12 protein-coding genes are annotated in these 11,945 nt (G+C 66.4%); 4 read left to right on the top strand and 8 right to left on the bottom strand.

Annotation, left to right across the window (positions count from 1 at the left end; translation table 11 throughout):
- The first annotated feature begins 3 nt into the window (after window positions 1-3).
- Genes IPF49_20660 through IPF49_20650 form a run of 3 tightly spaced genes read left to right on the top strand, consistent with a single transcriptional unit; the run spans window position 4 to window position 1,572 of the window.
- On the top strand, window positions 4-720 hold the full coding sequence (locus IPF49_20660; protein MBK6290005.1) for a hypothetical protein: 717 nt from the start codon (window positions 4-6) through the stop codon (window positions 718-720).
- Complete coding sequence (rimI, locus tag IPF49_20655; protein MBK6290004.1) at window positions 710-1,171, top strand: ribosomal protein S18-alanine N-acetyltransferase; 462 nt, start codon at window positions 710-712, stop codon at window positions 1,169-1,171. Before IPF49_20660 ends, rimI begins: the two co-directional genes overlap by 11 nt.
- Window positions 1,171-1,572 (top strand): hypothetical protein, encoded by a 402-nt coding sequence (locus IPF49_20650; GenBank protein ID MBK6290003.1) that lies wholly within the window; start codon window positions 1,171-1,173, stop codon window positions 1,570-1,572. The genes rimI and IPF49_20650 overlap by 1 nt, the downstream gene beginning before the upstream one ends.
- A gap of 6 nt (window positions 1,573-1,578) precedes the next feature.
- Here IPF49_20650 and nth read toward each other — a convergent pair whose 3' ends face one another.
- From nth to metG, 7 genes are read right to left on the bottom strand one after another with little or no spacing between them, the layout of a single operon-like run.
- On the bottom strand, window positions 1,579-2,238 hold the full coding sequence (nth, locus tag IPF49_20645; protein ID MBK6290002.1) for an endonuclease III: 660 nt from the start codon (window positions 2,236-2,238) through the stop codon (window positions 1,579-1,581).
- Window positions 2,235-2,948 carry an electron transport complex subunit RsxE gene (gene rsxE, locus IPF49_20640; GenBank protein ID MBK6290001.1) on the bottom strand — a complete coding sequence of 238 codons (714 nt, stop codon included), beginning with the start codon at window positions 2,946-2,948 and terminating at the stop codon, window positions 2,235-2,237. The genes nth and rsxE overlap by 4 nt, the downstream gene beginning before the upstream one ends.
- Window positions 2,941-3,555: an RnfABCDGE type electron transport complex subunit G gene (locus IPF49_20635; GenBank protein ID MBK6290000.1), complete on the bottom strand. Its 615-nt coding sequence runs from the start codon at window positions 3,553-3,555 to the stop codon at window positions 2,941-2,943. The genes rsxE and IPF49_20635 overlap by 8 nt, the downstream gene beginning before the upstream one ends.
- Window positions 3,552-4,544: an RnfABCDGE type electron transport complex subunit D gene (locus tag IPF49_20630; GenBank protein ID MBK6289999.1), complete on the bottom strand. Its 993-nt coding sequence runs from the start codon at window positions 4,542-4,544 to the stop codon at window positions 3,552-3,554. The genes IPF49_20635 and IPF49_20630 overlap by 4 nt, the downstream gene beginning before the upstream one ends.
- A gap of 26 nt (window positions 4,545-4,570) precedes the next feature.
- Entirely contained in the window at window positions 4,571-5,827 is a 1,257-nt protein-coding gene (gene rsxB / locus IPF49_20625) for an electron transport complex subunit RsxB (protein MBK6289998.1), read from the bottom strand.
- Window positions 5,828-5,831: 4 nt separating this feature from the next.
- The gene (locus tag IPF49_20620; protein ID MBK6289997.1) at window positions 5,832-6,410 is read right to left on the bottom strand and encodes an electron transport complex subunit RsxA; all 579 of its coding nucleotides are present in this window, start codon (window positions 6,408-6,410) and stop codon (window positions 5,832-5,834) included.
- Window positions 6,411-6,426: 16 nt separating this feature from the next.
- Window positions 6,427-8,454, bottom strand: coding sequence for a methionine--tRNA ligase (metG, locus tag IPF49_20615; GenBank protein MBK6289996.1), 2,028 nt, complete (start codon window positions 8,452-8,454; stop codon window positions 6,427-6,429).
- Between the two features lie 151 nt (window positions 8,455-8,605).
- Between metG and apbC the strand changes: the two genes are divergently transcribed.
- A complete protein-coding gene (gene apbC, locus IPF49_20610; GenBank protein ID MBK6289995.1) occupies window positions 8,606-9,703 on the top strand; it encodes an iron-sulfur cluster carrier protein ApbC in 1,098 nt (365 codons plus the stop codon).
- Between the two features lie 72 nt (window positions 9,704-9,775).
- On the opposite strand, the gene IPF49_20605 is transcribed toward apbC, so the two are convergent.
- Window positions 9,776-11,923: a molybdopterin-dependent oxidoreductase gene (locus IPF49_20605; protein ID MBK6289994.1), complete on the bottom strand. Its 2,148-nt coding sequence runs from the start codon at window positions 11,921-11,923 to the stop codon at window positions 9,776-9,778.
- Between the last annotated feature and the right edge of the window lie 22 nt (window positions 11,924-11,945).

Raw genomic sequence — 11,945 nt, 5'->3', positions numbered from 1 at the left:
CTCATGGAGGAGAGCCTGCGCCTTGCGTATCTCGCCGCGATGGATATCCCGGTGTGGCTGTTGCGCGCCGCGGATCCGGTGTTGCTCGAAGATGAGCCGGAGCAGCACGCGTCCGCGCACACCGAGGCACTCGAGACGGCGGCGCCGCCTGGCGCACACCGGGCCCGCGACCTGCTCGGCAGCAGCGCGTCGCCACGCATTGCCCCTCCCCGGGCAGTGACGGAGCGCGCGCGTTCCGTGCCGCAGGGGCCGGCAGAGGAGAGTGGCTGTGCGTTGCTGCTGGTACCGGCCGGATACACCCTGTTCATCGATCAGGCGCCGCCGCAGGGCAGCGAGCGCAGGGTGCTGGAACTGATTGCGGCGCTTGCGTTTGCCATCGGCGGCGGGCGCGTGGCGCCGCAACCCTATCCGTTTGCCTGGCCGCCGCGCGGCGTGGCCTATGATCGGGCACAGGCGCGCGATGCGGTGCTCGGCTTGATGGCCAAGCTGCGCGAGTCCAGGCGCTTCGAGCAGGTGATCGTGATGGGCGAGCAGGCCGCCGCGCTGTTGCTCGGCTGGAATGGCGAGCAGTACCGCGCGCGCGAGTCGCGATCGCAGCGCGTCCCTGGCATCGATGCCCCGTTGCTGGTGACCCACTCGGCTGCGGGGTTGCTGGAGAATCCCTTGCTCAAGCGTGCGAGCTGGGCGGACATCCAGGCGGGTAGATCCGGTGGTGTCTGAAGGCGTGCGTGAGGCCTGCGCAACGGATGCCCGCAGACTCGCCGAAATCGACGCTTTGCAGAATCCGGGCCCGTGGAGCGAGACCCTGTTTCGCGACAGTATTGCCGCAGGACAGTGTCGGCTGGCGGTCGATGCCAGCGGACGGATCTGCGGCTTCGTGGTATTTCAAACGGTCCTCGACGAGTGCGAGATCCTCGGCATCGCGGTCGAACCTGGCCAGCAGCGACGCGGTATCGGCACGCGCTTGTTGTCCGCGGCGCTCGCGGAGGCGCGCGCGCAGGGCGCGCGCGCCTGTTATCTCGAGGTGCGCGTATCGAACGAGGCCGCGCAATCGCTCTACCTTGCGCACGGTTTCGTGCCGAACGGGCTGCGCAAGGCTTATTATGGCGCCGGTGCGGCACGCGAGGATGCACTCCTGCTGCGCCTGGAAATGGCTGCGAGAGAACCCTGATGCAAATGCTCGAAACCGATTGGTGGACCATCGAACTGCCGCCCGAATGGGAGGCGGAGCAGGATGACGAGGTGGTGGTGATCGAGGACGAGGACGGCGTGAGCTGCATCGAGATTTCGAGCCTGGTGCGCGAGGACGGCGTGGTTAGCGATGCCGATCTCGCGGGCTTCAGTCTCGATTTGCGCGAGGAAGGACATACGTCGCGACCGGTCAGCGTGGGTGCATGGCGTGGCGAGCTGTTCGTGCACGATGACGCGGAGCATCACTGGCGCGAGTGGTTCCTGCGCCAGGGTGGGCATTTCGTCTATATCGCCTATCACTGCCTGCTCGAGCACAAGCACATGGACGATGCCGCGGTGGACGAGATCCTCGCGACCCTCGAGCCGCGCAACGCCGCCTGAGGCCGCTCAGGCGTTTTTTCCAGCGGCGCGCAGAATCGCGCGTCGCCCCGGGTATTCACACAGATCGCTGATCACGCACTCCGCGCAATGCGGCGCGCGCGCGGTGCAGACATAGCGACCGTGCAGGATCAGCCAGTGATGGGCATCTTTCAGGTACTCGGGCGGGGTGGTGCGCAGCAGGCGGTCCTCGACCTCACGCACCGTCTTTCCGGGCGCCAGGCGAATGCGGTTGGCGAGCCGGAAGATATGCGTATCGACCGCAAAGGTGGGTTCGCCGAACGCGGTGTTGAGTATCACGTTGGCGGTTTTGCGGCCCACACCCGGTAATGATTCGAGTGCCGCGCGATCCCGCGGCACCTGTGATCCGTGTTGTTCGATCAGTATCCGGCAGGCTGCAATGATGTTTTTTGCCTTGCTGTTGAACAGGCCGATACTGCGGATATAACGCTTCAGGCCCTCCTCGCCGAGCGCGAAAATGGCCTCCGGGGTATTGGCAACCGGATACAGTTTGTGGGTGGCCTTGTTGACGCCCACATCGGTGGCCTGGGCAGACAGGATCACCGCGACCAGTAACTCGAAAGGGGTGTGGTATTCGAGCTCGGTCGTCGGCGTCGGGTTCTGTTCGCGCAGCCGACGAAATATCTCGTGGCGCTTGTCCCTGTTCATGGTTGAATTGCGCCGCTGCGCACGCGCCGCGAGCCCGGTGCCGGCGCAGGTTGCGATGATCGACTCGCGGAGGCGCGACGTGAATCGACGAGATTCTTCAGCGCCAGCAGCAACCCCGCGAACAGGAATGCGCCGGGCGGCAGGATCGCCAGCAGGAATCTGCCCTGTCCGGCGAAGGGCTGCAGTTTCCAGCCGGCGGCCGTGGCGCCGAACAGCAACTCCATGTCCGCCAACACGGTTCCGTTGCCGAGCAATTCACGCAGCGCGCCGAGCAGCAGCATCGCGCCGAGCAAGCCGCCGCCCGTGAACAATGCGTCGGAAGCGGCGTGCGCCACCGGATTGCGGCTGGCGACGCTTTCGGCACGCTGCAGCACCAGGCAGCTCGCGGCGATCAGCGGCAGATAAATACCCAGCGCCTGGTGCAGTTGCCAGGCGAATGCCTGCATCAGCAACTCCACGCTGCAAACGCTGGCGGCAATGAGCAGCAACCACACCAGCAGGCGCAGGGGATGCGCCAGGTGCTTGCGCAGCAGCGCGATCAGCACGCTGGAAACCAGCATCACGCCGAGCATCGCAAGGCCCAACGCCAGCGCGGTGACCAGGCTGTGGCTCATCGCGAGCAAGGGGCACAAGCCGAGCAGTTTCACCGCCGCCGGGTTGGCATCCGATTGCCACTTCGGCAAGACGATTTGTTCTTCCAGGTCACTCATGAATCTCTCCGGCAAAAAGCCCGGGGTTGGCCTCGGCATACTGCAGCGCGTGTTTCAGGGCCGCGGTCACCGCGCGCGGCGTGACGGTTGCACCGCTCAGCTGATCGAATTCGCCGCCGTCGCGGCGCACGGCCCAGCGTTCCCGTTCCGGGTCGCGTAGCGAGCGACCGACGAATTGGCGCAGCCAGTTGCCGTGCCGCGCTTCGATTTGCGCGCCCATGCCCGGCGTTTCATGGTGCGCCAGCACCCGTACGCCGGTGATCACACCTTCGCGGTCGATGCCGACCAGCAGTTCGATCGCGCCGGCATAGCCAGCGGTCGCGACCACCGGCAGCAGCACTGCCTCGATGCGGCCATCGAGCCGCGCGATATACGCGGCTCGCTCGCGGGCAAAGCCAAGCAGCACGGGGTCAGCCACCCGCACGGTATCATCGCCGGGCGAATTGTCGAAGCGCGCGCGCGGCAGCAATTCGGCGAATGCCGCGGCGCGTGCGCTGCGCTCCGCATCTCCGATACGCTCGCGCAACAATGACCAGCCGCTGCCGAGCAGCACCGCCACGGTACAGGCTGTCAGCATCGGCAACACCAGCGCGCGCGGGTGCATCACACGGTCTTTCCCGGTTCACGAGCGATCAGCACACGGTCCAGCAGCGGCGCCACCACGTTCATCAGCAGCACCGCAAACGCGAGCCCGTCGGGGTAGTTGCCCCAATGCCGGACAAGGTACACCAGCACCCCGACCAATGCGCCGCACAGCAGGCGCGCGCGCGCGCTGCTGGCACCGCTGACCGGATCGGTAATGATAAAAAACGCGCCCAGCATGGTGGCGCCGCTGAACAGATGAAACAGTGGTGAGCCACCGCTCGATGAGCTGCCGCCAGCGTAGAACAGCAGCGCCATCAGCAGCATCGCCCCCAGCATCCCGAGCGGTGCCTGCCAGTCGATGATGCGGCGCCCGAGCAGCCAGAGGCCACCGGCCAGGAAACCGGCGTTGACCCACTCCCAGCCGATGCCACCCAGCGTACCGAACTGCGGATACACCGCCGCCAGCTCTCCCATCATGCGGGCGTGCTCATGACGCAGCACAGCGAGGGGTGTGGCCATGCTCAGTGCGTCGAGTTGCGTCGCTTCGAACAGCCCGAGGGATGCCTGCATCGCGCCGAGCGGCGAGATCAGTGCCTGTCCCGCGCCGAGCGCGCCAGCGGGGGCCAGCCAACGGTTCATCTCGAGGGGAAAGGACACCAGCAGCACTGCATAACCCACCATCGCCGGATTGAACACGTTGTGTCCGATGCCGCCATAGAGATGCTTGGCCACCAGGATCGCGCCCGCGATTCCGGTTGCGATCAGCCACCACGGAGCGGCGGGTGGCAGCGCGATCGCCAGCAGCACCGCGCTCAGCAGCGCGCTGCCATCGCGCAGCCCTGCCTGGACCGCGCGCCCGCGCAGGCGCAGTGCCAGTGATTCGAACAGCAGCGCGATCGGCACTGCCCACAGGATATTGATCAGCGTGCCCCAGCCAAAAAACGCGCTGAGCATCAGGATGCCGGGGGTGGTCGCCAGCGCCACTTCGCGCATGATGCCGGCGCTGCTCATGGGCGAATGTGCGTCACGCGGCGGGCTCATGCGTCCGCTCCTTGCAGGCCACCGAGATCATGGCGGGCGGCTGCCAGGCGCTGTTCGAGACGCGTGATCGCCTGTGCCAGCAACGCCGCGGTTTCGGCGTCGGCCGCGGCCGAGGCCGCCGCGAGTTTCTGCCGTGCGCGCTGCAGCTTGCGCTCGGTCATGCTGACCAGCCGCTGCAGGCTCTCGACCGAAGGCGGTGACCTGCCGGCTTGCGTGTCGAGCGGCGCCATTTTTGCCACGCGTTCGAGGGCCTTGTGGCGCGCCCGTTCGACGGCGCTCGTTACCGTCGGCGTCTGCGCATCGGGTGTTTGCAGTGTGCGGGCGCGCACCCGTGCCACGGCAGCTTCCACCTGCGCCGCTCGCGTAGTGGCGCGCTCGCGCTCGCTGCGTCGCACCTGTTCCAGCTGGCGGGCATCATGGTCACGGGCTTGTCTTGCCTCGAAGCGCTGGCGGGCCAGCTGTGCAAGCTGTTGTTGTTCCTGCGCGTTGCGCAACCCGCGCTTGGCATCGCGATACACCGCCACCAGCGGGATCTGGCTGGGACACACGCGCGAGCAGGCACCGCACTCGATGCAATCGGACAGACCGTAGCGCTCCAGGGCTGCGTGTTCGGCGCTGCGCGCGTACCAGTAGAGTTGCTGGGGCAGCAGCGAGACCGGGCAGACGCGCTCGCAGTGGCCGCAGCGGATGCATTCGCTGACCGCCTGCGCGGAGGGTTCCTGCGCCGTATTGTCCGCGGGCAGCACCCGCATCTCGATGCAGTCGACCGGGCAGGGTTCCACGCACAGATCGCAACCGGTGCACTGCGCCGCGATCACGGTGTGCATCTGGCCACTGGCGCCGACGATCGCATCGACCGGGCAAGCCGCAATGCATTTCACGCAGCCGATACATTCCGCCTCGCGGATATAGGCGACTTCGCGCGGCTTGTGGCTGCCGTGGAGCGGATCGAGCCCCAGTTGCGGCACATCGAGCAGGTGTGCCAGCGCGCGGAGGGTGGCGTTGCCGCCCGGTGGACAGCGGTTGATCGGAGCGCCGGCGACTATCGCCTCGGCATAGGGGCGGCAACCCGGGTGGCCGCACTGACCGCACTGGGTTTGTGGCAGGCAGCGCAGGATGGCCTCGGTCACCGTATCCGGTCGGCGCGCCAGCAGGATGGCGGCAAGGCTCAGCAGCAGCGCGCAGCACAGCGTGGTCGCACCGACGACCAGCAGCGAGGCGAATACCGGATGGATGGGGGCGAGCGCAAGCATGGGTTCAGGCGAGGCCGGCAAATCCCATGAACGCCAGCGACATCAGGCCCAGCGTGACCAGGCCGATCGCCGCGCCGCGAAACGGCTCCGGCACAGCGGCGGCCGCGATGCGCTCGCGCAACGCCCAGGACAGCAACATCACCAGCGCGAGCGCTCCCGCTGCCCCGATTCCGTGCACCATCGCATGCGCAAAGTCGTATTCGCGTTGCACATTCAGCAGCGCGACGCCGAGTGCCGCGCAATTCACGGTGAGCAGCGGCTGGAATCCATCGAACAGGTGTTGTGCCAGTGCTTCGCGGCTGCGCGCGTACTGTTGCACGAGTTGTACCGAGGTTGCGATGAGCAGGACGAAGACCAGCGTGCGCAGGTACGCCAGGCCAAGTGGCGCCAGCACATGGTGAAACACCAGATGAGTCAGCAGGGCAGCCAGCGTCAGCACCACGGCGCTGGCGAGGCACATGCCGAGCAGCGGCGCGAGGCGGTTCGGGCCAGCCAGGGCAGGGCCGACGCCGAGGAACTGCGTCAGTACGATGTTGTTTGCCAGCACCGTTCCGATCAGGAGCAGCGCCAGTTCCCCGATCATGACCGTGATTCCGCGCTCATTTCACTTGCATGCCTGGCTCGGCACCGCTGTCCGGTGCCAGCAGCCAGATCTCCTTGCCGCCCGGCCCCGCCGCCAGCACCATGCCTTCCGAGGTACCAAAGCGCATCTTGCGCGGCGCCAGGTTCGCGACCACCACGGTCAGCCGTCCCGGCAGCTCGGCCGGGTCATAAGCGGACTTGATGCCGGCGAATACATTGCGCGTGCCGTCACCGAGATCCAGCGTCAGCGCCAGCAACTTGTCGGCACCCTCCACCGGTTCGGCCTTGACGATGCGCGCGATACGCAGATCGATCCGGGCAAAGTCCTCGATCGAAATGGTCTCGGCGATGGGAGCGATTGCGCGGGCCGGTGCCGCGGGTGCCGGGGGCGATTGCATGGTGCTTTCCTTGCTGGCATCGACCATGGCCTGGACCCGGTCGGGATCGATGCGGTTCATCAACGGCACAAAGGTCTCGATCCGTGTGCCGAGCAGCGGCTGATCCAGCGCCTCCCAGTCGAGCGGCGAGGCGAGAAAGGCTTCGGCGCGCTGTGCCATCGCCGGCAGCACCGGTTTCAGATAGACCATCAGTACCCGGAACAGGTTGATACCCATGGTGCATACCTCCTGCACCCGGGCCTGCTGATCAGGGTCCTTGGCCAGTTGCCACGGCTTTTCGTGATCGATGTACTGGTTGGCACGGTCGGCGAGCGCCATTACCGCGCGCAGCGCCTTGCTGAATTCGCGTTGTTCGTAATGCGTCGCGATCGCTTCGCGTGCCGCGCTGAATTCCGTCAGCAGGGCGGGTTGCGCCGCCGCGCTCGCGAGCATGCCGTCGAAACGCTTGCCGATGAAGCCCGCGCAGCGGCTGGCGATGTTCACCACCTTGCCGACCAGGTCCGAGTTCACGCGCTGCACGAAATCCTCGAGGTTCAGATCGATGTCATCGACGCCGGAGCCGAGCTTGGCGGCGATGTAGTAGCGGAAATACTCGGCACCGAGATGCTCGAGGTAGGTGCGCGCCATGATGAAGGTGCCGCGCGATTTCGACATCTTCTGGCCGTTCACGGTCAGAAAGCCGTGGCAGAAAACCGCCGTGGGCAGGCGGAATCCCGCCCCTTCGAGCATTGCCGGCCAGAACAGCGTGTGGAAATACGCGATGTCCTTGCCGATGAAGTGGTACAGCTCGGCGGTGCTGTCCGGTGCCCAGAAGCTGTCGAAGTCGCGGCCGGTACGCGCGCACAGATGGTGCATGCTGGACATATAACCGATCGGGGCTTCCAGCCACACATAGAAATACTTGCCCGGTTCAGCGGGAATCTCGAAGCCAAAATACGGTGCATCGCGCGAGATGTCCCAGTCCTGCAGGCCCTGGTCGAACCACTCGGCGAGCTTGTTGGAGATCTCCGGCTGCACCTGCGCTCCCGAGGTCCATTCGCGCAGCATGGCTTCAAACGCACCGAGCCGGAAAAAGAAATGCTCGGATTCGCGGGTGACCGGGGTCGCACCCGAGAGCACCGATACCGGGTTCAGCAGATCCATCGGGGTGTAGGTTGCGCCACAGGCTTCGCAGGAATCGCCGTACTGATCGGCGGCGGCGCAGCGCGGGCAGACGCCCCTGATATAGCGATCGGGCAGGAACAGGCCTTTTTCGGGGTCGAATGCCTGGGCAATCGAGCGCCGCGCGATAAAGCCCGCCTCCTTGAGGCGCGTGTAGAACAGCTCCGCGTAGTGGCGGTTCTCGGGCGAGTGCGTGGTGTGGAAATTGTCGAAGTTGATCAGGAAGTCGGCCGAATCGCGCCGGTGGCCCGCCTGGATGCGCTCGATCAGTGCCTCGGGTGTGCAGCCTTCGAGTTCGGCCCGCAGCATGATCGGTGTGCCGTGCGCATCGCTGGCGCAGACATACAGGCATTCATGGCCGCGAAGCCGTTGGTAACGCACCCAGATATCGGTCTGGATCTGCTCGACCATATGCCCCAGGTGCACCGGCCCGTTGGCATAGGGCAGCGCGCTGGTGACCAGGATACGTCGTCGCTTGGTGCTCATCTGGCGCTTGTCCTTGGGGCGGATCTTGCCGGGTAAAAGGCCGGAAATATAACGATTTCGCGGCCCCATTGCACCCGCCCGGGGCGTGACCTGCTTTCGTGGCTGCGAGCAGGCCGGTAATATGCGTGCTCCCTCGAATGTGGAGTGAAGCATGAGTCCTACCGAAATGCAGGCTGTAGAACAGGCGTTGGCGAATTGCCGGGTCGATGAGCTCGATATCCGCCTGCTCGAGATCGCGCAGGTTGCCGGGGTCGAGCGCCGCAGCGGCCTGTTGCTGGTGAAGATCGAATGCCGGGTTGCGCTGGCCGGGTTGCGCGAACCGATTGCCGCCGCGGTCGAACAGGCGCTCTCATCGCTGGCCGCGGGGGCGACGGTGCGGGTGGAGCTTGCCTGGTGTATCGCCCCGGGTGCCCGCCGCAGTGCAGTACCGGCGCTGGAGAACGTGCGCAATATCATCGCCGTTGCCTCCGGCAAGGGTGGCGTCGGCAAATCCACCACCGCGGTCAACCTGGCGCTCGCGCTGCAGGCGGAAGGCGCGCGCGTGGGTTTGCTCGACGCCGATATCTATGGCCCGAGCCAGCAGATCATGCTGGGTATCCCCGAACACCAGCGCCCCGAATCGCGCGGCAACCAGATGCTGGAGCCGGTGATGGCGCACGGGCTGCAGACCATGTCGATGGGTTACCTGATCACCGAGAAGACCGCCATGGTCTGGCGCGGGCCGATGGCCAGCAGTGCCTTGCAGCAGATGCTGTCGCAGACGGCGTGGGAAGGGCTCGATTACCTGATCGTCGACATGCCGCCCGGTACTGGCGATATTCAACTCACGCTGGCGCAGAAAGTGCCGGTCAGCGGCGCGGTGATCGTGACCACCCCGCAGGACATCGCCCTGCTCGACTGCAAGAAAGGCATCGAGATGTTCGCCAAGGTGGATATCCCGGTGCTCGGCGTGGTCGAGAACATGGCGGTGCATGTGTGCACGCGGTGCGGCCACGCCGAGCACCTGTTCGGCGCCGGCGGCGGCGAACGTATTGCCTGTGAATACGGGGTGCCGTTGCTCGGTTCGCTGCCACTCGACATACGCATCCGGGAACAGACCGATGGCGGCACGCCCACCGTCGTGGCCGATCCGCAGGGCGCATTGGCCGCGGATTATCGCCAGATCGCCCGCCGCGCCGCTCTCGAACTCGCGCGTCGCAGTGCGGGCCCGGCGCCGACGATTCCCACTATCACGATCAGCAATGATTGATTCCGATGGCGCGGTCCAGTGACCGGGCAGCGACTGTAAGCGGACAGCTCCGGTCGCCCTGGGCAACTGCGCTCAGCTGATCCGCCGCAGGCGAACCGGGATCGCGCTCTGGCGCGGCATTCCCACCCAGGGATCGAAGTCGCGATCGGTCGCGACGAGCACATTCACGGGGGTGCCCTGCGTGCGCGGATCACCCGGCGCGGCGGGGTCACCGCCGAAGGCGTGCGCCATCGAGACCACGCCTGGCTGCAAGCCGTCGTCCGCCTCGACCACCGCCACCACGCGCGCATGGTCGGACTCGATCTCGACGAGTTCGCCCGGTACCGCGCCGAGGCTCGCCAGGTCTCCCGGGTTCACGAACGCCGGATTTGCACGTCCCTTGCTTCGCGGGAGATCGTGGCACAGCGAGTTGTTGACGTGCTTCATGCGCCGCGAGATGAGCAGGTGCGTGAAGCGCCCGTCACGCCCGAAGCGACCCGGCTCGGGAACGGGCTCCGCGCGCAGGGCGTGCAGTTCGTCGGCGATACCCTCCGGAGCGACGCACAGCCGGCCTTCGAGCCCGGGGATCGGCGCCGTTACGCGAATGTCGATGTCGTCGAACACGTGCCCGCCCTCGTAGCGGGCGAGGGTACGCATGGGGACCTTGGACTGCGGGTACAGGAGTTCGAGAACGTCGAGGGTCGTGGGTTTAGCGCCCAGGTCGAGTTCGCCGCCCGGCAGCACGAGCTTCTTCCCCATGCGCTGCGCGAGCGCCGCGAACACGTACCACTCGTCGAGCAGGTCGCCGTCCGGTGCGACGAGTGCATCGGTGTACTGCGCGAACGGCCGCTCGTAGAGCATGTCCTGGTAGGCCGCCACGTCGGCACGCTGCAGCATGTGCCGGGCGGCAAGTACATGGTGCGCGCGGCGGCACGTCGGGGTGAGCGCGATGTCGACGCACACGAGGAGATCGAGTGACTCGAGCGCCCGCGCCAGCCGCACGGGATCCGCGCACGCGGCGAGCGGGTTGCCGCCGGTCACGATCAGTGCCCGCACCTGCCCTTCTCCGGGCTCCAGGATCTCGTCGGCGAGCGCGGGTGTCGGCATCTCCTGGTTGATCTGCCGCAGCTGGCGCAACCGCGATCGCTCCCGGTTCGCCTCGGGATTGAGTTCGGGTGGCAGCAGCGATGGCGGGAAGGCCTGCGCCGGGCGCGGGAAGTCCGGAGTGAGCAGGCTCGGTACGTTCACGCGCTCACCCTCGCGGTTCCAGCGGCCGCAGAGCGTATCGAGGCAGAGAACGAGATGTTCGGTCAATGTCGGATGAAGCGACATGTTCGGCCCGGTACCCGCGGTGGCGACGCCGCGCGGCCCACGCGCGAACAGTCGCGCTGCCTCGGCGATCAGTTCCGCTGCGAGGCCCGTTCGTCGCGCGACGTAATCCTCGGTAAAGGCTGCCACGGCGTCACGCAATTCGTCGAGACCCGCGACGTGCGCGTCGCAAAACGCGCGATCGTGGAGTTCCTCGGCGAGGATCAGCCGGATCATTCCTGCAAGCAGCGTGGCATCCTCTCCGGGCTGGATCGCCAGGTGCAGGTCGGCCAGCTCGGCTGTCTCGGTGCGCCGCGGGTCGACCACGATCACCCGCAGTCCGCGTTCGCGCTGCGCGCGCCGGATGTCGCCGGGATGGAAACCCGGCGGGCCGCCGTGGACGTGAAAGGCAGAGACCAGGGGATTGGTCCCGATGAGTATCACCACGTTCGCGGATTCAAACGAGTGCCCTCCTCCAGCCCACAGCCCGTGGCGCATGATCGCGATGATCTTTCCCGGCTGGTCGAGAGTGATTGTCGTGAATCGCATCGGCGAGCCAATTGCCTCGTGGAATGCGCGGGTGATGCCAATCGCCGTGCCATTCATGTAGGCCGCGGTGCCGGAGTACGTGGCGATCGCGCGCGGACCGTGCGTCTCGAGGATCAAACGCAGGCGCGCTCCGATCGCATCCAGCGCCGCCTCGCTCGCGATCGGTGCGAACGTGCCGTCGGTGCGCCGCTCGAGGCAGCTGCGAAGCCGCTCCGGGTTGTGCAGATGGGCGCCGAGCTGGCGCCCCTTCTCGCAGGTATAGCCACGGCTCATCGGGTGCGCGAAGTCCCCGCGTACCGAGAGCACGCGCCCGGCGTCGATCTCGACGTCAATTCCGCACAGGGCCTGGCAGATGCGGCAGAAAGTCTTGTGTGTTCCGGGCATGGTCGAGTTCTCCGCGAGAGTC

This window comes from Gammaproteobacteria bacterium (assembly GCA_016705365.1).
Taxonomy (GTDB): domain Bacteria; phylum Pseudomonadota; class Gammaproteobacteria; order Pseudomonadales; family UBA5518; genus UBA5518.
The sequence above is the reverse complement of the archived record's forward strand: the minus strand, read 5'-3'. Positions and strand labels throughout refer to the sequence as shown.

Excerpts from the sequence above, each read along its gene's own strand:
- IPF49_20605 (MBK6289994.1), bottom strand. The coding sequence starts at position 11,923 with ATGCCCGGAACACACAAGACTTTCTGCCGCATCTGCCAGGCCCTGTGC.
- metG (MBK6289996.1), bottom strand. The coding sequence starts at position 8,454 with ATGAGCACCAAGCGACGACGTATCCTGGTCACCAGCGCGCTGCCCTAT.
- apbC (MBK6289995.1), top strand. The coding sequence starts at position 8,606 with ATGAGTCCTACCGAAATGCAGGCTGTAGAACAGGCGTTGGCGAATTGC.
- rsxB (MBK6289998.1), bottom strand. The coding sequence starts at position 5,827 with ATGCTTGCGCTCGCCCCCATCCATCCGGTATTCGCCTCGCTGCTGGTC.
- IPF49_20620 (MBK6289997.1), bottom strand. The coding sequence starts at position 6,410 with ATGATCGGGGAACTGGCGCTGCTCCTGATCGGAACGGTGCTGGCAAAC.
- IPF49_20660 (MBK6290005.1), top strand. The coding sequence starts at position 4 with ATGGAGGAGAGCCTGCGCCTTGCGTATCTCGCCGCGATGGATATCCCG.
- rsxE (MBK6290001.1), bottom strand. The coding sequence starts at position 2,948 with ATGAGTGACCTGGAAGAACAAATCGTCTTGCCGAAGTGGCAATCGGAT.
- IPF49_20650 (MBK6290003.1), top strand. The coding sequence starts at position 1,171 with ATGCAAATGCTCGAAACCGATTGGTGGACCATCGAACTGCCGCCCGAA.
- IPF49_20630 (MBK6289999.1), bottom strand. The coding sequence starts at position 4,544 with ATGAGCAGCGCCGGCATCATGCGCGAAGTGGCGCTGGCGACCACCCCC.
- nth (MBK6290002.1), bottom strand. The coding sequence starts at position 2,238 with ATGAACAGGGACAAGCGCCACGAGATATTTCGTCGGCTGCGCGAACAG.